Source organism: Bacillus sp. FSL H8-0492, assembly GCF_038006145.1.
GTDB classification, from domain to species: Bacteria; Bacillota; Bacilli; order Bacillales; family Bacillaceae_G; genus Bacillus_A; species Bacillus_A mycoides.
In genome coordinates, this window is the sequence record NZ_JBBOUP010000001.1 from 4914611 (window position 1) to 4941581 (window position 26971).

Annotated in this window: 28 protein-coding genes, 1 tRNA gene and 1 other RNA gene; 9 read left to right on the forward strand and 21 right to left on the reverse strand. The window is 39.3% G+C overall.

Annotated features, from left to right (window positions below; translation table 11 throughout):
• Window positions 1–223: 223 nt before the first annotated feature.
• From ssrA to MHH66_RS25515, 7 genes are all read right to left on the reverse strand, one after another.
• Window positions 224–578, reverse strand: a transfer-messenger RNA (tmRNA) gene (gene ssrA, locus MHH66_RS25485).
• Window positions 579–703: 125 nt separating this feature from the next.
• Window positions 704–1171 carry an SsrA-binding protein gene (gene smpB, locus MHH66_RS25490; protein ID WP_002034685.1) on the reverse strand — a complete coding sequence of 156 codons (468 nt, stop codon included), beginning with the start codon at window positions 1169–1171 and terminating at the stop codon, window positions 704–706.
• A 702-nt stretch (window positions 1172–1873) separates the two neighbouring features.
• Window positions 1874–4294: a ribonuclease R gene (rnr, locus tag MHH66_RS25495; protein WP_407060704.1), complete on the reverse strand. Its 2421-nt coding sequence runs from the start codon at window positions 4292–4294 to the stop codon at window positions 1874–1876.
• A gap of 374 nt (window positions 4295–4668) precedes the next feature.
• Window positions 4669–5409 carry an alpha/beta hydrolase gene (locus tag MHH66_RS25500; RefSeq protein ID WP_162836430.1) on the reverse strand — a complete coding sequence of 247 codons (741 nt, stop codon included), beginning with the start codon at window positions 5407–5409 and terminating at the stop codon, window positions 4669–4671.
• A 161-nt stretch (window positions 5410–5570) separates the two neighbouring features.
• Window positions 5571–5804 (reverse strand): preprotein translocase subunit SecG, encoded by a 234-nt coding sequence (secG, locus tag MHH66_RS25505; RefSeq protein WP_002016062.1) that lies wholly within the window; start codon window positions 5802–5804, stop codon window positions 5571–5573.
• Between the two features lie 94 nt (window positions 5805–5898).
• Window positions 5899–6591 (reverse strand): LrgB family protein, encoded by a 693-nt coding sequence (locus MHH66_RS25510; protein WP_063218052.1) that lies wholly within the window; start codon window positions 6589–6591, stop codon window positions 5899–5901.
• Window positions 6588–6965: a CidA/LrgA family holin-like protein gene (locus MHH66_RS25515; protein WP_170935229.1), complete on the reverse strand. Its 378-nt coding sequence runs from the start codon at window positions 6963–6965 to the stop codon at window positions 6588–6590. Before MHH66_RS25515 ends, MHH66_RS25510 begins: the two co-directional genes overlap by 4 nt.
• A gap of 286 nt (window positions 6966–7251) precedes the next feature.
• On the opposite strand from MHH66_RS25515, the gene MHH66_RS25520 reads away from it, so the two are divergent.
• Complete coding sequence (locus tag MHH66_RS25520; RefSeq protein ID WP_078184814.1) at window positions 7252–8202, forward strand: nucleoside hydrolase; 951 nt, start codon at window positions 7252–7254, stop codon at window positions 8200–8202.
• A 50-nt stretch (window positions 8203–8252) separates the two neighbouring features.
• Here MHH66_RS25520 and eno read toward each other — a convergent pair whose 3' ends face one another.
• The 11 genes from eno to MHH66_RS25575 all read right to left on the reverse strand — a co-directional run bounded on the left by eno (window position 8253) and on the right by MHH66_RS25575 (window position 18714).
• Entirely contained in the window at window positions 8253–9548 is a 1296-nt protein-coding gene (gene eno, locus MHH66_RS25525; protein WP_000103948.1) for a phosphopyruvate hydratase, read from the reverse strand.
• A gap of 30 nt (window positions 9549–9578) precedes the next feature.
• Window positions 9579–11108 carry a 2,3-bisphosphoglycerate-independent phosphoglycerate mutase gene (gene gpmI, locus MHH66_RS25530; protein WP_002129880.1) on the reverse strand — a complete coding sequence of 510 codons (1530 nt, stop codon included), beginning with the start codon at window positions 11106–11108 and terminating at the stop codon, window positions 9579–9581.
• A complete protein-coding gene (gene tpiA, locus MHH66_RS25535) occupies window positions 11105–11860 on the reverse strand; it encodes a triose-phosphate isomerase (protein WP_002159914.1) in 756 nt (251 codons plus the stop codon). Before tpiA ends, gpmI begins: the two co-directional genes overlap by 4 nt.
• Before the next feature lie 32 nt (window positions 11861–11892).
• The gene (locus tag MHH66_RS25540; RefSeq protein WP_002016070.1) at window positions 11893–13077 is read right to left on the reverse strand and encodes a phosphoglycerate kinase; all 1185 of its coding nucleotides are present in this window, start codon (window positions 13075–13077) and stop codon (window positions 11893–11895) included.
• A 139-nt stretch (window positions 13078–13216) separates the two neighbouring features.
• Window positions 13217–14221, reverse strand: coding sequence for a type I glyceraldehyde-3-phosphate dehydrogenase (gap, locus tag MHH66_RS25545; protein ID WP_002016071.1), 1005 nt, complete (start codon window positions 14219–14221; stop codon window positions 13217–13219).
• 26 nt (window positions 14222–14247) lie between these two features.
• Complete coding sequence (gene cggR, locus MHH66_RS25550; RefSeq protein ID WP_061673724.1) at window positions 14248–15276, reverse strand: gapA transcriptional regulator CggR; 1029 nt, start codon at window positions 15274–15276, stop codon at window positions 14248–14250.
• A gap of 135 nt (window positions 15277–15411) precedes the next feature.
• A complete protein-coding gene (locus MHH66_RS25555) occupies window positions 15412–15657 on the reverse strand; it encodes a glutaredoxin family protein (RefSeq protein ID WP_002143722.1) in 246 nt (81 codons plus the stop codon).
• Window positions 15658–15666: 9 nt separating this feature from the next.
• Window positions 15667–16974 carry an RNA polymerase factor sigma-54 gene (rpoN, locus tag MHH66_RS25560; protein ID WP_078184815.1) on the reverse strand — a complete coding sequence of 436 codons (1308 nt, stop codon included), beginning with the start codon at window positions 16972–16974 and terminating at the stop codon, window positions 15667–15669.
• Between the two features lie 511 nt (window positions 16975–17485).
• Window positions 17486–17752 (reverse strand): hypothetical protein, encoded by a 267-nt coding sequence (locus MHH66_RS25565; RefSeq protein WP_078184816.1) that lies wholly within the window; start codon window positions 17750–17752, stop codon window positions 17486–17488.
• Window positions 17753–18152: 400 nt separating this feature from the next.
• Window positions 18153–18228: transfer RNA gene (locus MHH66_RS25570), tRNA-Arg, on the reverse strand.
• A gap of 285 nt (window positions 18229–18513) precedes the next feature.
• Window positions 18514–18714, reverse strand: a complete 201-nt coding sequence (locus tag MHH66_RS25575) for a hypothetical protein (RefSeq protein ID WP_002129884.1) — start codon at window positions 18712–18714, stop codon at window positions 18514–18516.
• Window positions 18715–19626: 912 nt separating this feature from the next.
• Between MHH66_RS25575 and MHH66_RS25580 the strand changes: the two genes are divergently transcribed.
• From MHH66_RS25580 to clpP, 8 genes are all read left to right on the forward strand, one after another.
• Entirely contained in the window at window positions 19627–19833 is a 207-nt protein-coding gene (locus MHH66_RS25580) for a DUF1657 domain-containing protein (protein WP_000216167.1), read from the forward strand.
• Between the two features lie 107 nt (window positions 19834–19940).
• Window positions 19941–20429: a YhcN/YlaJ family sporulation lipoprotein gene (locus tag MHH66_RS25585; RefSeq protein ID WP_063218049.1), complete on the forward strand. Its 489-nt coding sequence runs from the start codon at window positions 19941–19943 to the stop codon at window positions 20427–20429.
• A gap of 28 nt (window positions 20430–20457) precedes the next feature.
• Window positions 20458–20934 (forward strand): stage V sporulation protein AC, encoded by a 477-nt coding sequence (gene spoVAC / locus MHH66_RS25590; RefSeq protein ID WP_002034730.1) that lies wholly within the window; start codon window positions 20458–20460, stop codon window positions 20932–20934.
• Complete coding sequence (gene spoVAD, locus MHH66_RS25595; RefSeq protein ID WP_078184817.1) at window positions 20935–21951, forward strand: stage V sporulation protein AD; 1017 nt, start codon at window positions 20935–20937, stop codon at window positions 21949–21951. It begins immediately after the preceding gene.
• Window positions 21948–22298 carry a stage V sporulation protein AE gene (spoVAE, locus tag MHH66_RS25600; RefSeq protein WP_000575919.1) on the forward strand — a complete coding sequence of 117 codons (351 nt, stop codon included), beginning with the start codon at window positions 21948–21950 and terminating at the stop codon, window positions 22296–22298. Before spoVAD ends, spoVAE begins: the two co-directional genes overlap by 4 nt.
• Before the next feature lie 9 nt (window positions 22299–22307).
• Window positions 22308–22514, forward strand: coding sequence for a DUF1657 domain-containing protein (locus MHH66_RS25605; RefSeq protein WP_002034728.1), 207 nt, complete (start codon window positions 22308–22310; stop codon window positions 22512–22514).
• A gap of 20 nt (window positions 22515–22534) precedes the next feature.
• Window positions 22535–23404 (forward strand): DUF421 domain-containing protein, encoded by an 870-nt coding sequence (locus MHH66_RS25610; protein WP_002016080.1) that lies wholly within the window; start codon window positions 22535–22537, stop codon window positions 23402–23404.
• A 240-nt stretch (window positions 23405–23644) separates the two neighbouring features.
• Window positions 23645–24226, forward strand: a complete 582-nt coding sequence (gene clpP / locus MHH66_RS25615) for an ATP-dependent Clp endopeptidase proteolytic subunit ClpP (RefSeq protein ID WP_001049163.1) — start codon at window positions 23645–23647, stop codon at window positions 24224–24226.
• Between the two features lie 480 nt (window positions 24227–24706).
• Here the strand turns inward: clpP and MHH66_RS25620 are convergent, their stop codons facing one another.
• The 3 genes from MHH66_RS25620 to MHH66_RS25630 all read right to left on the reverse strand — a co-directional run bounded on the left by MHH66_RS25620 (window position 24707) and on the right by MHH66_RS25630 (window position 26971).
• The gene (locus MHH66_RS25620; RefSeq protein WP_002016081.1) at window positions 24707–24955 is read right to left on the reverse strand and encodes an HPr family phosphocarrier protein; all 249 of its coding nucleotides are present in this window, start codon (window positions 24953–24955) and stop codon (window positions 24707–24709) included.
• A 23-nt stretch (window positions 24956–24978) separates the two neighbouring features.
• Window positions 24979–25929 carry a DNA-binding protein WhiA gene (whiA, locus tag MHH66_RS25625; RefSeq protein ID WP_002016082.1) on the reverse strand — a complete coding sequence of 317 codons (951 nt, stop codon included), beginning with the start codon at window positions 25927–25929 and terminating at the stop codon, window positions 24979–24981.
• A gap of 88 nt (window positions 25930–26017) precedes the next feature.
• On the reverse strand, window positions 26018–26971 hold the full coding sequence (locus tag MHH66_RS25630; RefSeq protein ID WP_002016083.1) for a gluconeogenesis factor YvcK family protein: 954 nt from the start codon (window positions 26969–26971) through the stop codon (window positions 26018–26020).

Below are 26971 nucleotides of genomic sequence, written 5' to 3' on the forward strand. Positions count from 1 at the left end.
AAATATATGAAGATTTAAATACATATTATTTAATCATTAAGAGCAACTATATTATCTAGCTGCTTATTATCAATAACGATTCCCTCAGTTTCTGTTTCAAGGGTACCGTCCTCAACTTAAGCATTTTATAAAACCACAAAACAAAAAGAACCATCCCCCCGCCACTCTGGCAAAGTTATGGTTCATATCATACAAAATAAAAAACCACCAAACAGTTATGTATTGGTGGAGACGGTGGGAGTCGAACCCACGTCCAAAAATATCGGCACTTAAGCTTCTACGAGTGTAGTCGATATATTAGTATTTCGCGAACTCTTCGGCCTATCGACAGGCTTCCAAGTTGCTAGTCTGATTGTTCTCTTCCTTCGCCCTCAGACGGCGAACTCCGGCGTAGTCCACTTAGTTTGAGTCCCTTACCCTACCACATGGACGATGGAGGGAGGAACCTTTAGTGCAATTAAGCAGCTAAAGAAAGATTGTTTTGTTTGCCAATTATAGGCTTTGACGTTTTAACGAGGCCGATCCCCTCGACTCGCGACCTAAGCTCGAACTATCCCTGTCGAATCCGTAACGTCCCCATGATAAAAATGGAGCATACGAAGAAATATCGTGATAGCTACTAAGAGCTGTTTTTCAATGTGCAACAATCTTACATAAGTTATTATATCATACGCGCGCCGTTTTACAAATGTAAATATCTGTATTACATCTTTTGACGATCACGGAACACGCGTGCAATTTCACGTTTAGCTTCTTTCTCTTTTAAATCGTGACGCTTATCATATTGCTTCTTACCTTTTGCTAAACCAAGTGCCATTTTCGCAAATCCATTTTTCAAATAGATTCTAACTGGAACTAATGCATATCCTGTTTCTTTTGCGTAACCTGCTAGCTTATCAATTTCTTTTTTATGAAGAAGTAACTTCCTTGTACGTAGCGGATCGTGATTGAAACGATTCCCTTGTTCATATGTATTAATATGCATATTATGAACCCATACTTCACCGTTATGTATACGTGCAAACGCATCTTTCAAGTTCACGCGTCCAGCGCGAATCGACTTAATTTCCGTTCCTTGAAGGACAAGCCCTACTTCGTATGTTTCTTCGATGAAATAATCATGAAATGCTTTTTTATTTTGCGCAATAACCTTACCTGTACCCTTTGGCATATAACGTCCCTCCTCTATTTTTACCATTGTAACAAATGTAAACAAAAAGCGAAAGTGGCTCGCTCAGAATGTGAGGTGGATAGAGCCTCTGACCTTGAGGCGCTCTTTGCCTCCTGGGAAGAAGCGAAGCCACCAAACATTCTAGCCACTGTAGCTAGATTCAACAAAAAGCGAAAGTGGCTCGCTCAGAATGTGAGGTGGATGGAGCCTCTGACCTTGAGGCGCTCTTTGCCTCCTGGGAAGAAGCGAAGCCACCAAACATTCTAGCCACTGTAGCTAGATTCAACAAAAAGCGAAAGTGGCTCGCTCAGAATGTGAGGTGGATGGAGCCTCTGACCTTGAGGCGCTCTTTGCCTCCTGGGAAGAAGCGAAGCCACCAAACATTCTAGCCACTGTAGCTAGATTCAACAAAAAGCGAAAGTGGCTCGCTCAGAATGTGAGGTGGATGGAGCCTCTGACCTTGAGGCGCTCTTTGCCTCCTGGGAAGAAGCGAAGCCGCCAAACATTCTAGCCACTGTAGCTAGATTCAACAAAAAGCGAAAGTGGCTCGCTCAGAATGTGAGGTGGATGGAGCCTCTGACCTTGAGGCGCTCTTTGCCTCCTGGGAAGAAGCGAAGCCGCCAAACATTCTAGCCACTGTAGCTAGATTCAACAAAAAGCGAAAGTGGCTCGCTGAGAATGTAAGGCGAAGCCACTCTTTTCTTACTTGCGCTTTTTCTTTTTCTTCTTGAATCCTGGTACATTTTCAAAGAATCCTTTTTTCTTCTTACCATTACCATTACTATTACTATTACCATCTTTTTTCCCTGGCTGACTAGCGGATGTGGATGCAGATGCTTTTCCTTGTCCACCACGATCAAACTTTCTTCCTGTACCGCGTTCACCACCGCGCTCATTACTACGTTCGCTACGTCCACCGCGTTTCTTTCTGCCTGTTCTTGGCTGTTCAATCACAACTGGACGATCTTTGAACTTACGACGAGGTGTGCCTTTCATGCCAACGATTTCAAAGTCGATTGCGCGCTCGTCTTTATTTACGTTAATAACACGAATTGTAATTTCGTCACCGATGCGGAATACGTTACCTGTACGTTCTCCAATCATAGCAAAATGTTTTTCATCATAACGGTAGTAATCATCTGTTAAATAGCTAACGTGTACAAGACCTTCAATTGTATTTGGAAGCTCTACGAATAAACCGAAGTTTGTTACAGAGCTAATCATACCGTCATACTCTTCACCGATCTTATCGACCATATACTCTGCTTTTTTCATTTCGTCTGTTTCACGCTCTGCTTCAACAGCACGGCGTTCCATATTAGAAGAGTGCTCTGCAATCTCAGGTAAGTTTTCACGCCATTTCGCTTGCGTTTCGTTGTCTACTTTACCATTAATGATGTATTCACGAATCAATCTATGAACAATCGTATCTGGGTAACGACGAATTGGCGATGTGAAATGCGTGTAGAACTCAGTTGATAAACCAAAATGTCCTAAGCTGTTCGAATCGTAACGTGCTTGCTTCATAGAACGAAGCATAACTGTTGAAATGACTATTTCTTCCGGCTGACCTTGAACCATTTCAAGAATTTGCTGCAATGCACGAGGGTGTATTTCATTCGCACGTCCCTTTACTGCATATCCGAAGTTTGTTACAAACTCGAAGAAACGCTCAAGCTTATCTTCTTTCGGATCTTCATGGACACGGTACATAAACGGTACGTTCATCCAGTGGAAATGCTCCGCTACTGTTTCGTTCGCAACAAGCATAAACTCTTCAATTAACTTCTCTGATACAGAACGATCACGCATTACAACATCAGTCGGTTTTCCTTCTTCATCTACTAGTACTTTCGCTTCTTTAAAGTCAAAGTCAATCGCACCACGGCGCATACGTTTTTCACGTAAAATTTGTGCTAACTGCCCCATTTCTTTAAACATTGGCACTAGCGGCTCGTAACGCTCAATTAGTGCTTCGTCTTCATCTTCTAAAATGCTTCTTACGTCAGCATACGTCATACGCTCTGTCGTTTTAATTACACTTTGGAAAATCTCGTGTTTTACAACATCACCTAGATTGTTGATTTCCATTTCACAAGATAGTGTCAGACGGTCTACTTTCGGATTTAATGAACAAATACCGTTTGATAAACGATGCGGAATCATCGGAATTACACGGTCTACAAGATATACACTCGTTGCTCTCTCTGCTGCTTCAACATCAATTGGAGAACCTTCTTGAACGTAATGACTTACATCCGCAATATGAACACCAAGCTTATAGTTACCGTTCTCAAGCTTCGTTACTGTAACAGCGTCATCTAAGTCTTTCGCATCCGCACCATCAATTGTAACAATCATTTGATCACGTAAATCACGACGATCTTTTATATCTTCTTCTGAAATCGTTTCTGGTACACTGTTTGCATGCTCCATCACTTCTTCAGGGAATGCTAAAGGTAAATGATGTTTATGAATGACAGATAAAATATCTACTCCTGGGTCATTTTTATGACCTAGAATTTGAATAACTTCACCTTCTGCGCTTAAACGGTTCTCTGGGTAGCTCGTAATTTTCACAACTACTTTATGGCCTTCTACAGCGCCCATAGATGCACTTTTCAAGATAAAAATGTCACTTGTCCAGCGTTTATTATCAGGTATAACAAATCCAAAGTTCTTTGACTCTGTATATGTACCAACTAGTTCCTTCGTTCCACGCTCTAAAATACGAACAATCGCGCCTTCTTGGCGTGATCCACTTGATTGTGCGCTAACACGTGCTAATACTGTATCACCATGAAGTGCACCATTTAATTCTGTCGGCGGGATGAAAAGATCATCATCTCCTGTTTTCTTCTCTTCTGGAACGACGAACGCAAAACCACGTGCGTGCCCAATTAATTTACCGCGTACTAAATTCATTTTTTCTGGAAGACCGTAGCGGTTACTACGTGTGCGGATAACAAGCCCCTTCTCTTCCATCATTACAAGTGCCTTTACGAAATCTTTAAAGCCCTCAGAGCCTTCGATTCCAAATGCCGATTCTAATTCTTGTATCGTTAACGGTTTATACGCTTCTTCCCTCATAAATAATAACAACTTATCAATATGTTCTTGCATGATTTCTTCCAAGCAGAAATACCTCCTTTAAACCCTTATATTATTTAGTGTATCCGAAAGATGGGGGATGTATAAAGTGAAACTTTCATCAGTGGGGGTTTTGTTCATCCCCACTGATTATTAGTTGAACCAATCGGGCTTTTACGGGCAGTTGGTTCCCCCACCTAACTTCTTTGCTTTCGCTGAATTTTAAGGTGGGGGGCTTACCGCCCGTTAATGCGGGATAAAGTGTAACTTTAATCATCTCCCAATGATTTTTTACAGCTTTCATAAAGTGTAACTTTAACCAGTGGTTTTTTGTCCGTTCCCACTGATTATTAGCCCACAAATAGCGGGATAAAAATTCCCTTATGAAAAAAAGAGGCAACTAGACCTTACCAATCTAGTTGCTCCAAGAAGTTATATACATCCTCATGTAGCACATCACGTTCTTTATCAAGTGTAATGACATGCGTAGAGTCTTCATACCATTTAATGTCTTTTAACGTAGATTCCACACCGTTATAAATAATGTTAGCACTATCTGTATTAATCATCTCATCATGACGTGCTTGTACAACGAATGTTGGAGCATAAATCATATCAACATTATTGCGTACGTCACGAATCAACTCCTGTAATGCTTTTAATGTATTCATTGGTGTCTGTTTAAATTCAAACATTTCCTGCTCAATTCGTTCTGGTGATTTTTGCTCACGCTTTTTATATTCGCGGGCATATGCCAATATACCTTGGTACATAATTTCTTCACTTTTAATGTACATCGGTGCACACATTGGTACAACACCTAAAATCGGTAATGTATAAGCAAGTTTTAATGAGAATACTCCGCCTAATGATAATCCAACCGCAGCTATTTTCTCGTAACCTTGATCTTTTAAATGCTGGTAGGCATTCATTACATCTTTCCACCAGTCTTCAGGGCCTGTATGAACAAGCTCTTCTGGTGGTACACCGTGTCCTTTATAAATTGGCGCATGACAAGTATAGCCTTTCTTCTCTAAGAAACGCCCTAGCATGCGTACGTCAGCTGAGTTCCCTGTGAATCCATGTAATAATAAAACAGCGCGGTCTCCACCTTCAAATGTAAATGGTTTCGGAGATGCTAATTTCATCATGTACTTCTCCTCTTTCTCTTCTGTAATCTAGTCGTATTCTTTCTATTCTTAGTGTACCATATTTATAATTCTATAATCTAATTAGAAACTTTTTTTGAATAACAAATCAAAAAAAGAAGAACCATTAGCATAATCCGCTAACGCTTCTTCTTTTAATTTTATAAATTTAAGTACGTAACACCAATTGTTAGTACGAAGAATAGTACAGCTAAGACAACTGTAACACGGTTTAATACCGCTTCAATTCCACGTGCTTTTTGCTTACCAAACAATTGCTCTGCACCACCTGAAATAGCGCCTGAAAGGCCTGAGCTATTACTAGACTGCATAAGTACCATAACAATCATTAAAATCGATACAATAATAAGTAAAACTGATAATAACGTATGCACTTGGCGTACCTCCTACAAAGATTCAGTTATTTTAAATGTAGCATAAATCCTATAGAAAAGCGAGAGCTATAGAATCGCTCTCGCTTTTCTTCTATTACATGAACATCATTGCGAATAACGGTCCAAGCAAACATGTCAAAATTGCTGTTAATGTCATTGTTACCGATCCAATAACACCTTCATGCTCATTATTTTTCATCGCTCTCATAACACCCATAATATGAGACGCACATCCAAAGCCAATCCCTTTACCAACTGAGTTTGTAACACGGCTCCATTTTAATAAAATGGGTCCTGAAATCGTTCCAGTAATCCCTGCGATAACGACGAATGCTGCTGTTAAGGACGGGACACCACCAACTTGTTCAGATACACTCATCGCAACTGGCATTGTCACTGATTTTGGTAAAGAAGATAAAATTAAGCTTTTATCTGTTCCCATAAGTGTGGCGATAACAAAATCACTTGCAATAGCAACTGTTGTACCTACTAATACACCACCAGCAATTGGTACAACATATTTTTGCAGAACATGACGTTGTTTATAAAGCGGGATTGCAAATGCTACAACACCTGGTCCTAGTAGCTTCGCAATCCAGCCACCACCACTTTCCATATAATTTTGATATGGTATATCAAGCATTATAAATAAGAAAGCCATTAATCCTGTTGCAACAAGCATTGGAATGGTAAATGGTGTTGGAAATAATTTGTAGATTTTTTTAGATAATTGATATAATAGCACCGTAAAAAGAACCCAACCGATTCCGATTAATATTTGGCTCATTGTGTCTCTTTTTCCTTTCTATTCGCAAGATATTGTCCTGTATGTCCTGCGACAATAATAATTAAAAACGTACTCGCTACAACTGTAATGAAAAGGGAAATTCCTTTACTCATAAAAAAAGCACCGTAATTCATTAAGCCAAGCGTTGGCGGAATTAATAAAAACGGCATAATAGCAACGAGTGTTTCTGCTCCTAAATCAAACCATTTCACTGGAAGTACTTTTAGGCTAAGCAAAACAAGTAGGAGGAACATCCCAATCAAACTTCCTGGAATCGGAAGATTCAACATTTCTTGCACCCAATTTCCAACGATATAAAATACATAAAGAGCAGCAATTTGGACAAGAATCTTTGTAAGTTTCATGTTCATCATCCCTCATGTTTATACGATCTTCTGTTAATATCCTTATCATAGTATAAATTGTAAAAACCTGCAATTTATCAAATCGACAACGAAAATCCACTATATTATACGCTTACACCCTTGATATGACTGCGTTTCCTAATGTAATTTACGTCAAAAACCTTGACCTAATATATAAAGTTTATATTTTCTGAATTTTGATGGTTATTATTTTAATAAAACAAAATCCTTCACTCCATTTTTATTCTGCCTTCTCTCTAGCACACATATATATATAAAGATAGGTGGTGAACGCATGTCTAAAAAAATTCTCATTTTTTGTGATCCTGGAATCGACGATGCGATAGCCCTCCTCCTCGCATTCTTTATCGATGAAATTGAAATTGTTGGGATTGTCGCTGATTACGGCAATGTTCCAAAAGAAATGGCCGTACAAAATGCTCATTTTCTTAAACAAAAATCAAGAAATAGAGATATGAAAATATTTGGTGGTTCAGACCGTCCTCTCAATGGAGGTCCACCCGCTTTTTTTACTAATATTCACGGTAAAGAAGGGTTAGGGCCAATCATCCCAAATGAAAAGTTACAAAACGGAGAAATGGAGAATTTTTTTGAAGTTATCCCTCTTATCGAGCAGTATAAAGACGAACTAATCATTGTAAGTTTAGGGCGACTCACTTCCCTAGCTGCTTTATTTATTTTATGTAAAAACTTAATGCAGCAAATTAAATCTTATTATGTAATGGGTGGTTCCTTTCTGCACCCAGGTAATGTAACTCCCGTATCAGAAGCGAATTTTTATGGCGATCCAATCGCGGCTAACATTGTATTACAATCTGCATCCAACATGTACATATACCCGTTAAATGTAACTCAGTATTCCATCGTTACACCTGATATGGCTGAATATATTGAGGCGAAAGGAAAGGCTTCTCTCGTCAAACCTCTATTCGATCATTACTACTATGGATATTACGAAAAAATTTTACCACAATTAAAAGGCTGCCCTTTTCATGACACGATACCGATATTAGCTTTACTTGATAATTCTATGTTTACCTACTACAAATCACCAATTACCGTCATGACCGAATCTTACGCTCAAGGAGCAAGCATCGGTGATTTCCGCTCTTTAGTAGGATCAAGCCAATTCACCAATCGGCCCTCGCAGCAAATTGCTATCGATTTTGATTATAATCTCTTCTTTAAATACTTCATGTCACTTATGACAGACGAACAATTTTAGCAAAAAAAAACAGACCGTGATTTCTCACGGTCTGTCGTTATTTTCTACAATTATCGTTTGATGTTGTAGAAAGATTTGATACCATCATAAACAGCGATTTCGCCTAGTTCGTCTTCGATGCGTAGTAATTGGTTGTACTTAGCAATACGGTCAGTACGGCTCATAGAACCAGTTTTGATTTGGCCAGCGTTAGTTGCAACTGCGATGTCAGCGATTGTAGCATCTTCAGTTTCACCAGAACGGTGAGATACAACTGCTGTGTAACCAGCACGTTTAGCCATTTCGATAGCTTCGAAAGTCTCAGTTAAAGTACCGATTTGGTTAACTTTAATTAAGATTGAGTTAGAGATACCTTTTTCGATACCTTCAGCAAGTTTTTGAGTGTTAGTTACGAATAAATCGTCACCAACTAATTGTACTTTATCACCGATACGCTCAGTTAATAATTTGTGACCATCCCAGTCGTTTTCGTCTAAACCATCTTCAATAGAGATGATTGGGAAGTCTTTGCAAAGCTCTTCGTAGAAATCAACCATTTCTGCAGAAGTTAAGCCAGTACGGCCTTCGCCTGCAAGGTCATATTTACCAGTTTCTTTGTTGTAGAACTCAGAAGAAGCAACGTCCATTCCTAAGAATACGTTCTCGCCAGCTTTGTAACCAGCTTTTTCGATAGCTTCGATGATTACTTCTAATGCTTCACGGTTAGAACCAAGGTTTGGAGCGAATCCACCTTCGTCACCTACTGCAGTGTTAAGACCTTTGTCATGTAATACAGCTTTAAGTGCATGGAATACTTCAGCACCCATACGGATTGATTCTTTGAATGTTGGAGCACCAACTGGTAAGATCATGAACTCTTGGAAGTCAACGTTGTTATCAGCGTGAGAACCACCGTTGATGATGTTCATCATTGGAGTTGGTAATTGTTTTGCATTGAATCCACCAAGGTAACGGTATAATGGAAGACCTACGAAGTCAGCTGCTGCGTGAGCTACTGCCATAGATACACCAAGGATAGCGTTAGCACCTAGTTTACCTTTGTTTGGAGTGCCATCTAATTCGATCATAGCACGGTCGATACCAGCTTGGTCAGTTACGTCGAAACCAACGATTTCTGGAGCGATTGCTTCGTTAACGTTGTTTACTGCGTTAAGAACACCTTTACCAAGGTAACGAGATTTGTCACCGTCACGTAATTCTACTGCTTCGTGCTCACCAGTAGATGCACCACTTGGTACGATAGCGCGTCCGAATGCGCCGCTTTCTGTGTAAACTTCTACTTCTACAGTTGGGTTACCACGAGAGTCAAGGACTTCGCGAGCATAAACATCAATAATTGTTGACATAATAAATTCTCTCCTTTTTATATAAGCAAATTATTTAATAATTGTTTTACCTGTCATTTCTTTCGGTTGTTCCACATTTAAAAGTGTAAGCATTGTTGGGGCGATATCTCCTAAAATACCACCTTCACGAAGCTCTACATCATTTTTTGTAACGATGAAAGGAACCGGGTTAGTTGTATGAGCTGTCATTGGTCCACCTTCAGCAGTTAACTCCTGATCGGCATTACCATGGTCAGCAGTAATAAGTGCTACACCATCTTTTGCAAGAATCGCTTCTACAACTTTTCCTAAACATTCGTCAGTTGCTTCTACTGCTTTAATTGTTGGTTCCATCATCCCAGAATGGCCAACCATATCACAGTTTGCAAAGTTAAGAATGATAACATCATGTTTATCATTTTCGATGTCATTTACTAAAGCGTCCGTTACTTCATAAATGCTCATTTCAGGTTTCAAGTCATACGTTGCAACCTTCGGTGAGTTAATTAAAATACGCTCTTCTCCTGGGAATTCAGCCTCACGACCACCGCTAAAGAAGAATGTAACGTGCGGATACTTTTCAGTTTCCGCGATGCGAAGTTGCTTTAATCCCGCTTGCGCAACAACTTCACCTAATGTGTTATCAAGGTTCATTGGCTTGAATGCCACGTAACCATCTACAGTTTCACTGAAATGTGTCATACAAACGAACTCAGGAATGTGAGGTACTTTTTCACCACGATCGAACTCACGGAAGTCTTCGTTTGTAAATACACGAGCAATTTGAATTGCACGGTCTGGACGGAAGTTATAGAAGATAACTGCATCATCATTATTGATTGTTGCAACTGGCGTGTCATCTTCGTTAACAATTACAGACGGCAATACGAATTCATCATGAATACCATTTGCATAAGAGTCTTCTACACACTCTTCTGCTGATTTATAAGTAGGGCCTTCACCATTCACCATAGCACGGTAACATTTTTCTACGCGATCCCAGCGCTTGTCACGGTCCATGGAGTAATAACGACCAGAGATAGTCGCGAATTGTCCTACTCCTGTTTCTTTAATTACTTCATTTGTTGCATCGATATAACCTTTTGCTGTTTGTGGTCCAACATCGCGGCCATCTAAGAATGCATGGATATATACTTTCTCCACGCCTTCTTTTGCTGCTAAGCGAAGAAGAGCAAACATATGGTTCATGTGACTGTGCACACCACCATCAGAAAGTAAACCGAATAAATGAAGAGCAGTACCTTTTTCTTTCACGCTTTTAATTGCATTTTGGAAAGTTTCGTTCTGATCGAACTCACCTTCACGAATTGCAACGTTTACGCGTGTTAAGCTTTGATATACGATGCGGCCAGCACCGATATTTAAGTGACCAACCTCTGAGTTACCCATTTGACCTGCTGGAAGACCTACTTCCTCACCAGAAGCTGTAAGCGTTGTGTGAGGGAATTTGTTCCAGTAACCATCAAAATTAGGTTTCTTAGCTTGTGCTACAGCATTCCCGTAAGTTTCTTCACGTAGTCCGAAACCATCAAGAATGATTAAAGCTGTTGGCTTTCTCATTTTACCGCCCCCAGAAGACCTAAGAACGAAGCAGGCTCTAAGCTAGCACCGCCAACTAAAGCGCCGTCGATGTCAGATTGTGCCATATACTCTTTAATGTTTTCTGGTTTTACGCTACCGCCGTATTGAATACGAACAGCTTCTGCAGCTTCTGGAGAAACAGCTTCTGCAACAACTTTACGGATGTGCGCACATACTTCATTTGCATCTGCAGAAGAAGAAGATTTACCTGTACCGATAGCCCAGATTGGCTCATAAGCGATAACAGTTACTTTAACTTGCTCTTCTGTTAAACCTGCAAGTGCTTTTGTTACTTGACCTGCTACTAGATCAAATGTTTTTCCGCTTTCGCGCTCTTCTAAAGTCTCACCACAACAAACGATTGGTGTTAAACCATGTTCAAATGCTGCAAGAGTCTTTTTATTTACTGACTCGTCTGTTTCAGCAAACATTTCACGACGCTCAGAGTGGCCAAGTACTACGTAGCCTACTTTTAAGTCGCTAAGTGCTACTGGGCTAATTTCGCCAGTGAATGCACCATTTTTTTCGAAGTGCATGTTTTGTGCACCTACTTGTAAGTCAGTTCCTTCAGCCTTTGCTACTAAGCGCTCTAAGAATAGAGCTGGCGAACAAACTACTGCATCAACAGCTGAAGCTGCTGGGATTTGACCTTTAACTTCCTCTACGAAGCTAACTGCTTCAGCTAGAGTTTTATTCATTTTCCAGTTACCTGCGATAATTGGTTTACGCATGCTTTGCACCGTCCTTTTTCTTTGGCTGCTACTTATTTGTCGTTAAGACAAACTACACCTGGAAGTTCTTTACCTTCCATGAATTCTAATGACGCACCGCCGCCAGTAGAAATGTGGCTCATTTTATCAGCCATACCGAATTTTTCAACAGCTGCTGCAGAGTCACCACCGCCGATAACAGAGTATGTATCTTCTGCATCTGCTAATGCTTGCCCTACTGCTTTTGTACCTTCTGCGAATGGAGTCATTTCGAATACACCCATTGGTCCATTCCATACAACAAGCTTAGAGTTTTTAATTACATCTGCATAAATTTCACGTGTTTTAGGACCGATGTCCACGCCTTCCCATGTAGAAGGGATAGAGTCGATACCAACGATTTGAGTTGTTGCAGTTTCAGAGAATTCCTCTGTGATTACAACATCAACTGGCATATAGAAGTTTACGCCTTTTTCTTTTGCAAGTTGCATAAATTCTTTAGCTAGTTCAATTTTGTCGTTTTCACATAGAGATAGACCAATTTCATGACCTAATGCTTTAACGAATGTGTAAGCAAGTCCGCCACCGATGATTAAGTTATCTACTTTGTCTAATAGATGACGAATTACACCGATTTTATCTTTTACTTTCGCACCACCGATGATAGCTGTGAATGGACGTTCTGGGTTAGAAAGTGCTTTACCTAATACATCTAACTCTTTTTCCATTAATAAACCAGATACTGCTGGTAGGTAGTCTGCGATTCCTGCTGTAGAAGCGTGAGCACGGTGAGCTGCACCGAATGCATCGTTTACGAAGATATCAGCAAGAGCTGCAAATTCTTTCGCAAGTTCTGCATCGTTCTTTTCTTCGCCCGCATAGAAACGTACGTTTTCAAGAACTAATACGTCGCCTTCGTTCATTGCTGCAACCATTTCTTGTGCAACTGGTCCGAATGCTTCGTCCGCTTTTTTAACATCTTTACCAAGAAGCTCGCCTAAACGTGCTGCTACTGGAGTAAGACGTAATTCTTCTACTGCTTGACCTTTTGGACGGCCTAAATGACTTGCTAAAATTACTTTCGCACCTTGCTCTATTAAATATTGAATTGTAGGAAGAGCTGCACGGATACGAGTTTCATCTGTAATTTTGCCTTCTTTCATAGGTACGTTGAAATCAACGCGGCAAAATACACGCTTACCTTTTAAATCTACGTCACGAATTGATTTTTTGTTCATTGGATTTCCCTCCGACTACTAGTTAGGATTGACAAAACCCATTCAAAAGCTTAACACATTTGCTTCTAAAACGAAAGAAGAGAGAGAGGGAACAAACCCTCTCCCTCGTTTTGTCATTGATTGCTTATATACTTAAGAATTAAAGACCTTTAGAAGTCATGTATGCAGCTAGGTCTACTACGCGGTTAGAGTAACCAGTTTCGTTATCGTACCAAGAAAGTACTTTAACCATGTTACCTTCCATTACCATTGTAGATAATGCATCGATTGTAGAAGAAGCTGTACATCCGTTATAGTCGATAGATACTAATGGCTCTTCGCTGTATCCAAGGATACCTTTTAATTCGCCTTCAGAAGCTGCTTTGAATGCTGCGTTTACATCTTCAACTGTTACTTCTTTGTCAAGTTCAACAACTAAGTCAACAAGAGAAACGTTAGCAGTTGGAACACGTACAGCGCCGCCGTTTAATTTACCTTTAAGTTCTGGTAATACTAATGCTACAGCTTTAGCAGCACCAGTAGATGTTGGGATCATGTTTTCAGCTGCTGCACGAGCACGACGTAAATCTTTGTGTGGTAAGTCTAAAATTTGTTGGTCGTTAGTGTAAGAGTGAATTGTTGTCATCATTCCGCGTTTTACGCCGAATTTTTCGTTTAATACTTTAGCGAATGGAGCTAGACAGTTTGTAGTACAAGAAGCATTAGATACTACGTTGTGGTTAGCTGCATCGTATTGTTCGTGGTTAACACCCATAACTACAGTGATATCTTCGTCAGAAGCTGGAGCTGAGATGATAACTTTCTTAACTGATCCACCTAAGTGTTTCTCAGCGTCTGATTTTTTAGTGAAACGGCCAGTAGATTCTACTACTACTTCTACTCCGTAGTCGCTCCATGGTAATTGAGCTGGGTCACGCTCAGCGATAACTTTAATTTCTTTACCGTTAACAACGATGCTGTTTTCGTTAGCAGATACTTCTGCATTTAAAGTTCCGTGAACTGTATCATATTTTAAAAGGTGAGCTAATGTTTTAGCATCTGTTAAGTCGTTGATTGCTACTACTTCTACCTCAGAGTTGTTAAGAGCTGCGCGGAATACGTTACGTCCGATACGTCCAAATCCATTAATACCAATTTTAGTCATTTAAATTTCCTCCTTGGGGGATTATATTAAAGGGTAATACCCTTTGTTAATTGTTTTGCTGCACCTTCATCTGTAATTAGAATTGAAGTGTGCCCTTGCTTTATTACAGCCTGTATTGCTTTTGCTTTTGAAGAACCTCCAGCGACTGCGACAACGTGAGATACATGTTGTAAATCTTCAAGTTGCATACCAACTGTTCTTACTTTATGAACAACATTTCCTTGTTCATTAAAGTAGTAACCGAAAGCTTCGCCAACTGCTTCGCTTGCCTGAATCTTTAACCAATCTGCTTCTGAAGTATTTCTGCGACGTGCCATTGTTAACGCATCACCAATTCCATGAATGACGATATTGGAAGATCGAATCAACTCAAGAACTTCTTTCACGGAGGGCTCTGTTACAATAGACGCATATGCTTCGCTACTAACGTGATCTGGAACATACAATAAGCGATAATTACTCATCGTATTTTGTGCCATTTTGGCGCAAATGGTATTGGCTTCTAACTCGACACCTTCTCCAATTCCACCACGTGCTGGGACAAATAGCATATGTAAATCTTTGCAATCAAGTTGCATCATGTCCGCAGCAGCAGCTAGCGTACTTCCTCCAGCCACAGCAACGATATTATTCACTGTCAGACGGTCTTTTATACAAGTCACACAAGCACGGCCCATCTCCAGTTTGACCCAAGGTGATTCATCACTATCACCAGGGACAACGAAAACTTCATCCAAGTCTAATGTTTCCTTAAGTTGTTTTTCTAAAACCTTTAACCCGGAAATTTCTTTCATAAAGTCTTCCAAAGCAAGAACTAAAGCTGTTCCTTCTTCTGTCAAAGTCATTCCAGAAGAAGCGACGTGAACTAAGTTTTGTTCTTTCAAAACTTGAACTTCACTTCGCAATACTCGTTCTGTCATACCGAGACTTGCAGATAAGTTTCTTCTTCCAATCGGCTGCATAAGCCTAATGTACTGAAGCACTTGCATTCTCGTTTGCATAACAGGTAGCAGATCAGGTAATAATTTTTTTGTGTTCTGAATCCATGAGCGCATATCTTTTCTCCTCACTGCATCGGTTCATTTCCCTTCGTGGTCACTTTATGTCCCGTAGTGACATTTTGCGTCCCACTTAGGTTAAAAAAATAATCCCTGCTACGTGTATTATTGTAACAGGAGACAGAAACTTATTCAACTCTTAACTGCATTCTTTATATAGTTTATTATGACACCTTTGTGAATGTTACCATATTCCACTTGTCTTCCGCCTATTTCTACAACAGGAATCATTAGATGGTATTTCTCTAAAAGGTCATTATCTTCATATATATCTATTTCCTCAATTTGAAAAGAATATTCATATTGTACTTCTTTTAAAACTTGTTTCGCCTTCACGCAAAGACCACAATCTTTTTTTGTATATAGTACAACCTTCATCTTCTTCACCTATCCAATTGTTTTTCTTAGAGATGAAGCAGGAATATGCATTTGTTCTCTATACTTCGCAACCGTTCTTCGAGAAATAACTATTTCATGCTCTTCTTCTAATAATTTTGAAATCTTTTGATCCGAAAGTGGCTTTTTCTTATTTTCTGCTCCAACAAGCGTTTGAATGAATTGTTTCACACGCTTTGTAGAAACCGCCTCATCTTCCGTCGTAGAAATAGAATTACTAAAGAACGATTTCATCTCAAATAAACCGTGCGGCGTTTGCACATATTTATTACGCGTTGCACGACTAATTGTAGACTCATGCACACCTAACTCTTCCGCCACCTCTTTTAAAGCAAGTGGTTTTAAATACTCTGGACCTCCCCAGAAGAAATCATGCTGTTTTTCCATAATAATATTCATCACTTGTAAGAGTGTTTGTTTTCTCTGTTTCAAACTGCGCATAATCCATTGCACATGCTGATACTTCTCCGATACGTAAGAAGCCACTTCACTTTCACTATTATTTAGTAACGCACTATACTCAGAGTGAATTTCAATTCTTGGCATATTTCTCTCATTCATCTGTAAAACGAGATAATCGCCATCTTTTTTTACCGCCATATCAGGCACGATATAAAGTGGTTTATCAGAAGAAAATGCAAGACCTGGTTTCGGCTGCAATGATGTAATACAGTTCACCGCATCCTGTAATTCCTCGTTGGTACACTTCAACACTTGAACGAGCTTTCGCCAATCTTTCTTAACGAAATAATTAAAATGATCATCTATAATTTCTTCTGCTAACCCATTCCTTCTTTGTAAGCGCTTCAATTGAATTGATAGACATTCCTGAATATTACGCGCACCTACCCCTGCTGGCTCTAACGATTGAACAAGCTCCACGGAACAGTCCACTACATCAATTGGCGCAGAAAGAAGCTCTGATAACTCTTCATTTGTTTCTTGTAAATAGCCATTTCCATCCATGTTCATAATAATGAAAGAAGCTGCTTTTCGCTCTTCTTCATCTATTTTATAATACTGTAGTTGATTTAATAAATGTTGCTGAATCGTTGTAGAATCCACACTGTAGATTTCCATTTGATTCTCGACTTGTTTGCGGGTACTTTTACTTGTGTTAGAGCTCTTTTTCTTCTCCCTCTCAAAACCACCTAACTCAATAAGGGGATTCTCTAACGATTGCTCATACAAAAACTCCGATAATTCTTGTACATTATACTGGAGCATTGTAATCGCTTGCCTTAACTCTTGTGTCATTGCCAAACGTAAGCTTTGTTCTTGTAAAAGACTTGCCTTCAAACTAATCTCCCCCTTGTTTCTATTGTACAATAAGTTTGGTAAAAGGAGAATCCTCACGCAGACACCCATTCCAAAATATTATTAATTTATATGTATTAATGAGATTTAGATCTTACAACCGAAATTTGAATAATATTGAAAGAAAATAATAGCGCAATAAAAATTATTACCACATACTAATAGTAAATCTTATTATCAGATATAACAAGTGATAATAAAAAAAGGTCTGAACTTATACTTGTAAGTTCAGACCTTTTTTACAATGGCGAGTACATATCGAATATTACACGTTTCTTCACCATTGTCGCATTTTCATTTGATAGATTAATTCCGTTCGTATTCTCTACGAGTACCACACGCACCAAATTCACAGCGTTGCGATTTGCTATAAAGATACTTTCTTGTTTATCTGCTTTGTGTAATTTTCGAATTGTGACTTGGATTACCTCTGAGTTATTTTTCCAGGGTCTATTCTTACAAGTGAACAACATTTATGACATGTACTTTTTACTTAACTGCAATAAATACCTAGCGATGCCGTTATCTTATAAACTTCATTGAAATCTTCATCTTCCATGAAGACCTCCATTATTTCAGGTATTCCTTTTGCATACGCAACTAACATTTCGAATGCATCATCTTTCGTTATCTTGTGACGAGTCACACTACTGTTGTGATGTTCCATCGTTACATAATAGACCTTTTCTCCGCACTCCTCTTCTTCAATACATGTAAGAAACGATTTTATTTCAAATAGCTTGCGAGAACCTTTTTTCATTCTTCTTCTCCTTCATAACGGTCAAGAAAGTCCGATAATGCCAACGAAAGATGATCACTTTTATTAAACTTCAGCTTACTGGCAAAGACGGCTAGCCTGTCCCTATTGCTTTGTGAATCACTACTATCTTACGTGTCATATCTTCGTTCAGCAACTTAACAATACGCTTGTGCAATATATCTCGTTACAATTTCTTTTAGTGCTAAAATCTGTTCTGATTTGAATTGCATTTCACTCTTTAATTCTTTTCATAACGAAAAACCCCCTATACACGATTATTTCTAATCACATACAAGGGGTTTCTTTAGATTTACTATTAATTTTCAACACGTTCTTCACGCTATTATGTGCTATTTACTCAATACTTTTAAATAGAACACATCACAACAACAATACATAACGCGCCCAGAGGGATTCGAACCCCCGGCAGACGTGGTACCGGAAACCACCGCTCTATCCGACTGAGCTATGGGCGCATGATTATTACGATAATATCAACGGTTTGCCTCCGTCTTCTTCCGACTTGTTCTTACCGAAAGTTAAACGTAGGATACGAACACCAACACGTAGACGTTCGCTTCTTTACATATGGATATTATATCCTGACGCTAACCTAATACGCAAGCATAAAAACCTCTTCTACACTAGCTTTAGCGCGCAGTTTTCCTTCTTTCGTTCCCCCTTAATCTACTTAAATCGAAATAGAACGCATATAGTCTATAAAAAAAAGACAGGCGAAGTGATGCCCGCCCATCTCCGCACTATTTTATATATTTTGATCGCAGGCTAAATATATCTTCCCCTTCACGAATGCCTGCCGATCCCTTCCTCACATTTTTTACGACAGTCCAATTCGGGTTAGTTTCATCACCGATGTTCTGTACTGTAAAGTTGCCGTCACCATATTCTCGGTGACCTTCTGCCAATTTCTCCGTTAAATCATTCTCTTTTGATCTCACCATCTTTGCGCCATCTCCCTTTTTATACAACCCTCTTAAACTGTCCAACCGATTACACGTCCAGTCAATTGGAGATCCTCGTTTTCCGCTTCGATTAATTTTAACACACTGTCGGGAGTAAGTTCCGATAACGGCTGCCCAATCGCATTAGAAACGTTATTTTCTTTGATAGTAGAAACTCGGCGAGAATTGGGTAAAAGACAATTCGCTGGGCTGCGTCAGGACTTCGCGAGAGATCAACCCCCTGATTCAAAAATCACAAATACTATCTCTAAGGGACTCCTGCGACGGCTCAGCGGGGTGGCTTGGAGGGTTCGGAAAATTTTCGTTTGGGTTGGCTTGTGGTGAATAGCGTATTCATTTTGATGAATGACGAATACAACATAAATGACTTTTGTTACTTTCGACTTTCTCTTTTAAACGCTGATTTAAAAGAATTCGCAAGACTTTCGATGAACAAAACAATTCGTAAATGTTTTATGCATTAAAAGAAACGTTGATTTAATAACGTTCTTCTTTCGTGAATGACTTCGATTGAACGAATAAGATAATGAAGATATTATTTTTTTAAAACTGAACACATCCTTTTTTTTACTATACAAGAAAATTTTATTTTAAATTGAAAATAACTACAAGAATAGAAATATATATATTTTATCGATATGTTTTTTGTGAATAACCAGAAATTTAACCTCATGTAATTTTCAGTTACTTTTTAATCTTCAACAGGTAACATACCTACATCATGAATTACATATCATCCTCTTCCATCTTATAAAGCGCCACTATAACAAAGAATTCATTGACGCTTGAATCAAAGCTTCAACTTCAAAAACCTAAATTTTCCAATCATAAATTCACCCAAACCCACAAATTATAATCTTTGAATTGATATTCCAAAGGGGGCTTCATTCAATGACTGTAATTACAAAACTAAAGCAAACTGTTTCTGGATTAAAAAGTGCACAAGCTAGCTTAGAGGGATTCGCTCTTGATACGGATAACCAACAAGCAAAGCAACTTTTCCAAACAGCTGCGCAGCAAACACAAACAATTATCGATTCTTTAAACCCGCGTGTTGAAGAAGTCCAGCAAGAAGAACCACAATACACACAGCAATAACCAAAGGTGCCATTGTATCTAATGGTACACAATTTGAGAAAAAGGGTGATATGCAATCATCCTTTTTCTCTCACATTACATACTGCAATAGAAATGGAATGATTATAATGCGAAAACTTGGAATCATAACCGCGTTATTTATGCTCCTATTCGGTTCACTTACCGGATGTGATAATAGCCCGTTAGATAAAAAAGTAAAGAAAGAAGAAGCTAAGCGAACAGATGAGAAAAAGGGCCCTAAATTAACAAAAATGAGTACAGAATCCTTTAATCAATCTATATCGCAAGACGCTAAGAAAAAAGCTCTTGCTATGGAGGGAATTATAGAAGCTACCGCAGTTAATACAAATTTAGATCTTTACATAGCCGTTAAACCTGAACATCACGAAAGATTTGGTTTAAAGCCTTTAAGAAGTAAATTAAAAAAGAAGCTAAGTGATGAAAACCCTACTTTCGATATTCGTGTAAGTACAGACAAAAAGATCTTTATGCTCATAGAAGAACTTGAAAACAAAATTAAGAAAAAGAAAGTGAGTAAGGATGGCATTAAAGAACAGTTAAAACTCATTCAATCAGAAATGGGATCTAATATTTAAGCTTTCTAAAAGAGAAGGAAGGATTCGAATGTCTAGTAAAGATAAAAATTTAACACCTGTACAACAAGAATATAAAAAATTCGAACAACAGCGCGAACCGAAGCGCCCCGTTTTAAAAAATTGTATAAAAGCTTTTTTCGTCGGGGGATTAATTTGTCTAATAGGCCAACTGATTTCCACCTTTTATATTACGTACTTTGATTTCACTGAAAGATCTGCCGGGAACCCTACCGTTGCAACTCTTATTTTTATCTCCATGCTACTGACGGGATTTGGCGTCTACGATCGCCTCGGACAATTTGCTGGTGCTGGTACCGCAGTTCCCGTTACTGGATTTGGTAACTCTGTTATTGCCGCATGTATTGAACACCGTACAGAAGGGTTCGTTCTCGGCGTTGGTGGTAACATGTTTAAACTAGCAGGATCGGTCATCTTATTTGGCGTATTTTCAGCTTTTGTCATCGCTCTTATTAAAACGATTCTCTTTCAATGGGGAGGGCTGTAAATGTTACAAGGACACCGAACATGGATATTCGAAAACAAACCAGTTATCATCTCAACAGGTGTAGTCGGTGGCCCATTTGAGGCAAATGGAAAAATCCCTGAAGACTTCGATACCCTGCATGAAGATTTATGGCTCGGACAAGATTCTTACGAAAAGGCGCATAAAATTTTATTTGAAGAAGCTTGTAGCCGCGCTACCGAAAAGGCAAAGCTCCGTAAAGACGATATTCAATTCGTACTCGCAGGGGATTTAATAAACCAAATAACTCCAACGAGCTTTGCATGTCGCACACTCGGAACACCTTATCTCGGTTTATTCGGCGCCTGTTCTACCTCTATGGAAGGCTTAGCACTCGGCGCAAGTATCGTAAATGCAAAAGGCGCAAAGTATTTATTAACTGGGGCATCAAGTCATAACGCTGCGGTAGAAAAACAATTCCGCTATCCAACTGAATATGGTGGTCAAAAACCTCCTACGGCTCAGTGGACAGTGACCGGTGCAGGCGCGGCTATTTTAAGCGACACTGGATATGGTCCACAAGTAACATCGGCCACCATTGGACGAGTTATTGATATGGGACTAACAGATCCTTTTAATATGGGTGGTGCGATGGCCCCAGCTGCTGTCGATACGATTGAAGCTCATTTACGCGAACGACACATTGACGCCTCTTATTACGACTTAATCGTAACAGGTGACCTTGGACATGTCGGTCGCGAAATTGCTTACGACCTACTACATAAACATGGAACAAAAGTAAAGAGCGAGCAATTTCAAGATTGCGGAATCATCATTTATAGAGAAGGTCAACCTGTCATAGCTGGTGGAAGTGGTCCAGGCTGTTCAGCAACAGTCGTATACGGACATTTATTAAACCGAATGAAAAGAGGAGAATTCAAAAAAATACTTGTCGTTGCGACAGGCGCTTTACTATCTCCACTTACATTCCAACAAGAAGAAACGATTCCGTGTATCGCTCACGCTGTTTCGATTGAATTTGGAGGTGCAACGCAATGATTTTTTTCTGGGCTTTCGTCATTGGTGGACTCATATGCGTAATCGGACAGCTTATGTTTGATGTCGGCAAACTAACCCCCGCTCATACGATGGCAACACTCGTTGTTGCTGGAGCTATATTAGATGGATTCAATCTGTATGAACCATTAATAGACTTTGCAGGCGCTGGGGCAACTGTGCCTATTACAAGTTTCGGTAATGCCCTCGTTCATGGCGCGATGGAGGAAGCAGCCAAACATGGCATCGTCGGCGTTATTACCGGCATGTTTAAAGTAACGAGTGCTGGTGTATCAGCCGCCATTATTTTCGGCTTCATTGGAGCATTGCTATTCAAACCGAAAGGATAAGGTGTTCGTATGACAGTTATCGCTAGCGTTAAAACCTGCCTTGCCAGTGTAAGGGGCGCTCAAGCAAGTTTAAGCTCCCTTTCACTAAATTCACAGGACGCGGAATCAAAACGTGTATTTCATGAATGTATGTTAGAAATGGACAGCATCATCACCGATTTACAGAATAGAGTTTCAGTATTAGAACGTGAAGAACCTCAATATAAAGGGTTTTAAGTAGACTGGAGGAAATGACTATGTCTCACCTGCCGGAATGGACACTTGTCATTCTTCGCTCTGTATTCATATTAATTATTTTATTCGCTATTACGAAATGGTTAGGAAAAAGACAAATCTCTCAGCTCTCCTTTTTTGAATACATAGCCGGAATGACAATCGGTGACATCGCTGCCCAAGTATCTACAGGGCTTGATTCAAAATTTTTCCACGGCGTCTTTGCGATACTCATTTTCGCTGTGGTACCTTTTTTCACTGGAATCCTCTCTTTAAAGAACAAAACAGCTCGAGATTTTTTTGAAGGAAAATCTACCGTATTAATAAAAGATGGCAAAATACTTGAAGATAATTTAAAGAAAGAAAAGTATACAAGTGATGAATTACTTGAGCTTCTCAGAGGAAAAAATGCGTTCAGCGTAGCTGATGTTGAATTTGCTGTACTAGAACCGAGCGGTGAATTAAATGTATTATTAAAGAAAGATCGCCAACCACTTACAGCAAAAGATATCAGCTTAAAAGTGCCAAACGAAAAAGAACCGCAAACTGTTATTATGGATGGAAATGTACTAGATGAACCTCTTTCTGCTAGCGGACATAATCGCGCTTGGTTACATTCTGAGCTAGAAAAACTCGGTGTTGTCATTGAAAATGTCTTTCTTGGTCAAGTTGATTCATACGGACAACTTACTATCGACATCTATAATGATAAACTCCAAATGCCTTCTCCTCAAAACAAGCCTTTACTATTGGCATCCTTAAAGAAATGCAATGCTGATCTTGAATTATTCTCTTTAGAAACAAAATCAAAATCAGCGAGTGATATGTATAGTAAAAACGCAAAACAAATCGAGAAAATCTTAAATAAAGTAACCTATCTGTTAAAAGAATAAAAAATGAAAGAACGCTTCTATACAAAAGGCGTTCTTTTGCCTTTTCCACACCATTAATCACGTTTAAATTTATGTAATTCGGTTATGATGTTGAAGATACATAAGCAGGGAATTTTAAAAACATAGCGAATAAATCATGATACAACTACATATTTTTTGATTTAAAGTGGTTTCGTTTGACCTTCATTGACCATAATTGTATTATAAGACTAAGAAAGCTTTTAAAGGAGGAAATAACAGATGAATTTAATTCCTACAGTAATTGAACAAACAAATCGTGGAGAACGCGCTTACGATATTTACTCTCGACTATTAAAGGATCGCATCATTATGCTTGGTAGCGCAATTGATGACAACGTAGCAAACTCAATCGTTTCCCAGCTTTTATTCTTGGAATCTCAAGATCCAGAAAAAGATATTCACATTTACATCAACAGCCCTGGTGGTTCTATCACAGCTGGTATGGCAATTTACGATACAATGCAGTTTATTAAACCACAAGTATCAACAATCTGTATCGGTATGGCTGCATCTATGGGTGCATTCTTACTTGCAGCAGGTGAAAAAGGAAAACGTTACGCACTTCCAAACAGTGAAGTTATGATTCACCAACCACTTGGCGGAGCACAAGGTCAAGCGACTGAAATCGAAATCGCTGCAAAACGTATCCTATTCTTACGTGAAAAATTAAACCAAATTCTTGCTGACCGCACAGGTCAACCACTTGAAGTTCTACAACGCGACACAGACCGCGACAACTTCATGACAGCAGAAAGAGCTCTAGAATACGGCTTAATCGATAAGATCTTTACAAATCGTTAAGACACCTAAAAGCGGAGGCGGCTCGTTTAGAACAGGAGGAAGTTGGAACCCCTGATTCCGAGGCGCCTTTTGCCTCGAATGAAGGGGTGAAACGACCGACTGTTCTAGCCGCCGGAGCTGGATACATCTAAAAGCGGAAGCGGCTCGTTCAGAATCGCAGGGCGTTGGAGCCCCTGATTCCGAGGCGCTTTTTGCCTCGAATGAAGGGGCGAAACGACCGGAGATTCTAGCCGCTGGAGCTAGATACAACTAAAAGCGGAGGCGGCTCGTTCAGAATGAGAGGGGGATGGAGCTTCTGACAAAGAGGTGCTTTTTACCTCGACGGAAGAAGCGAAGCCACCGACCATTCTAGCCGTTGGAGCTGGGTACATCTAAAAGCGGAAGCGCCCTATTACAGGGCGCTTTTTATTATGTACAAGGGTATCACGCACCCCACAAACAGAAAAATAAAAAAAGCTATCGCACATTCGCGATAACCCTTTATTGTACATATGCAGTTAATGCTTCCAAAGCCTCTTCTGCATCTGAACCTTCTGTTGTGATTGTAATCATGCTACCAGTTCCGATTGCTAAGCTCATAATCCCCATTATGCTCTTTGCATTCACTGTCTTTCCATCTTTCTCGATGAAGATATCCGCATGAAAGCGATTTGCCTCTTGTACAAACAACGCAGCCGGACGTGCTTGTAAGCCGTTTTTTAATGCCACTTTAACCAGTTTTTGAACCACAGCTCCATTTCCCCTTTAACCTTTTATTTTTTTGCTACTGTTTCCCCCGCGCGTAATTTCTCTGCAATTTCATCGATTTTACGCAAACGATGATTAATACCCGATTTACTAATTTTCCCCCCGGATACCATCTCACCTAACTCTTTCAATGTTACATCTTGATAATCTCTTCGTAACTGTGCAATTTCTCTTAATTTATCTGGCAAAATATCAAGCCCAACCGTCTCATCAATATAGCGGATGTTCTCAATTTGCCTTAGCGCTGCACCAATTGTTTTATTTAAATTAGCTGTTTCGCAGTTAACTAAACGATTTACTGAATTACGCATATCGCGAACAATTCGAATATCTTCAAATCTTAAAAGTGCATTATGAGCACCTATAATATTTAAAAACTCTGTAATTTTTTCAGCTTCTTTCAAATACGTAATGTACCCTTTTCTTCTTTCCAACGTCTTACTATTTAAATCAAATCCGTTCATCAGTTCACATATAGAATCATTATGTTCCTTATATAACGAAAAGATCTCTAAATGATAAGATGATGTTTCTGGGTTATTTACTGAACCACCTGCTAAAAATGCACCGCGTAAATACGATCGTTTACAACATTTCTTCTCGATTAATTCCTGCGATATATTTCGAATAAACGAAAAGTCATCTCGAACAATGTGAAGATCTGCTAATATTTCACGAGACTTCTCAACAAGCCGCACGATATATACATTATTTTTCTTCAATCGCATTTTTTTACGAACAAGTAATTCTACCGTCACATCATATCCTTTTTTCAAAAGCGTATAAATCCTTCTTGCAATTGCTGCATTTTCCGTTTGAATATCGATAGATAGGCGACGGTTTGAAAAAGAAAGCGATCCGTTCATTCGAAGCAACGCCGATAATTCTGATTTCTCGCAGCATTCCTTCATTTCAAGGTTGGTCAACTCTTTCTTTGTTTCTGATGCAAATGACACAGTCAACACCTCCTTATACTATTACTTTGGAACAAAAATCTTGTCCTATATGAATGAGGAGCGTTACCTCAAATGAGGCAACGCACATTTATAACAATGAATATAAAATAGAAGCTAACTTTAATGTATCATGTCTTACAACACGATCATCATATTTCGCTAATCGATCTTGAATGATTTCGATATTATGTTCAGCAAAACGATTTGTATCCAGTGCAACTGGTTCCGACATCTCTTCCTCATATAACTTACGTAATTCACGAGGAATATCACGATTATTTACAATCGCAGTGTCGATAAATGGTTTACCTAAATGATCATGTAACGCCTGCACATGATCAAACGCAGTATAACCCTTCGTTTCGCCCGCTTGCGTCATAACATTACATACATATACCTTCTTCGCTTTTGCAGCAAGAACAGCGTCTCCAATTTTGTTAACAACTAAATTCGGTAATATACTTGTGTACAGACTTCCTGGACCGAAAACAAGCAAATCAGCTCGTTTAATTTCCGTCAACGTTTCACATAACGGTTCTACATCTTCTGGAGTTAAAAAGACACGATTAATCTTCTTCCCGAAATGAGGAATCTTTGATTCACCTGTTACAATTTCTCCATCTTCTAATTCTGCATGAAGTACCGCACTTTGATTCGCTGCTGGTAATACACGTCCTCTGACATTTAATACTTTACTCGTTTCCGTAATCGCGTGGTAAAAGTCTCCTGTAATCGAAGTCATACCTGCCAATAGTAAATTTCCTAACGCATGCCCTTTCAGCCCGTCTCCAGTTGTAAAACGGTGCTGAAATAAAGCCTCCACTAATGGTTCTACATCCGATAACGCAACAAGTACGTTACGAATATCACCTGGAGGTGGAATTTCTAGCTCATCACGTAGTCTACCTGAACTGCCTCCATCGTCGGCTACTGTTACAACTGCTGTAATATCAACAGGATATTGTTTTAATCCCCTTAATAAAACAGAAAGTCCAGTTCCACCTCCCATGATAACAATTTTAGGTTTTCTCTCTTTTTTCAT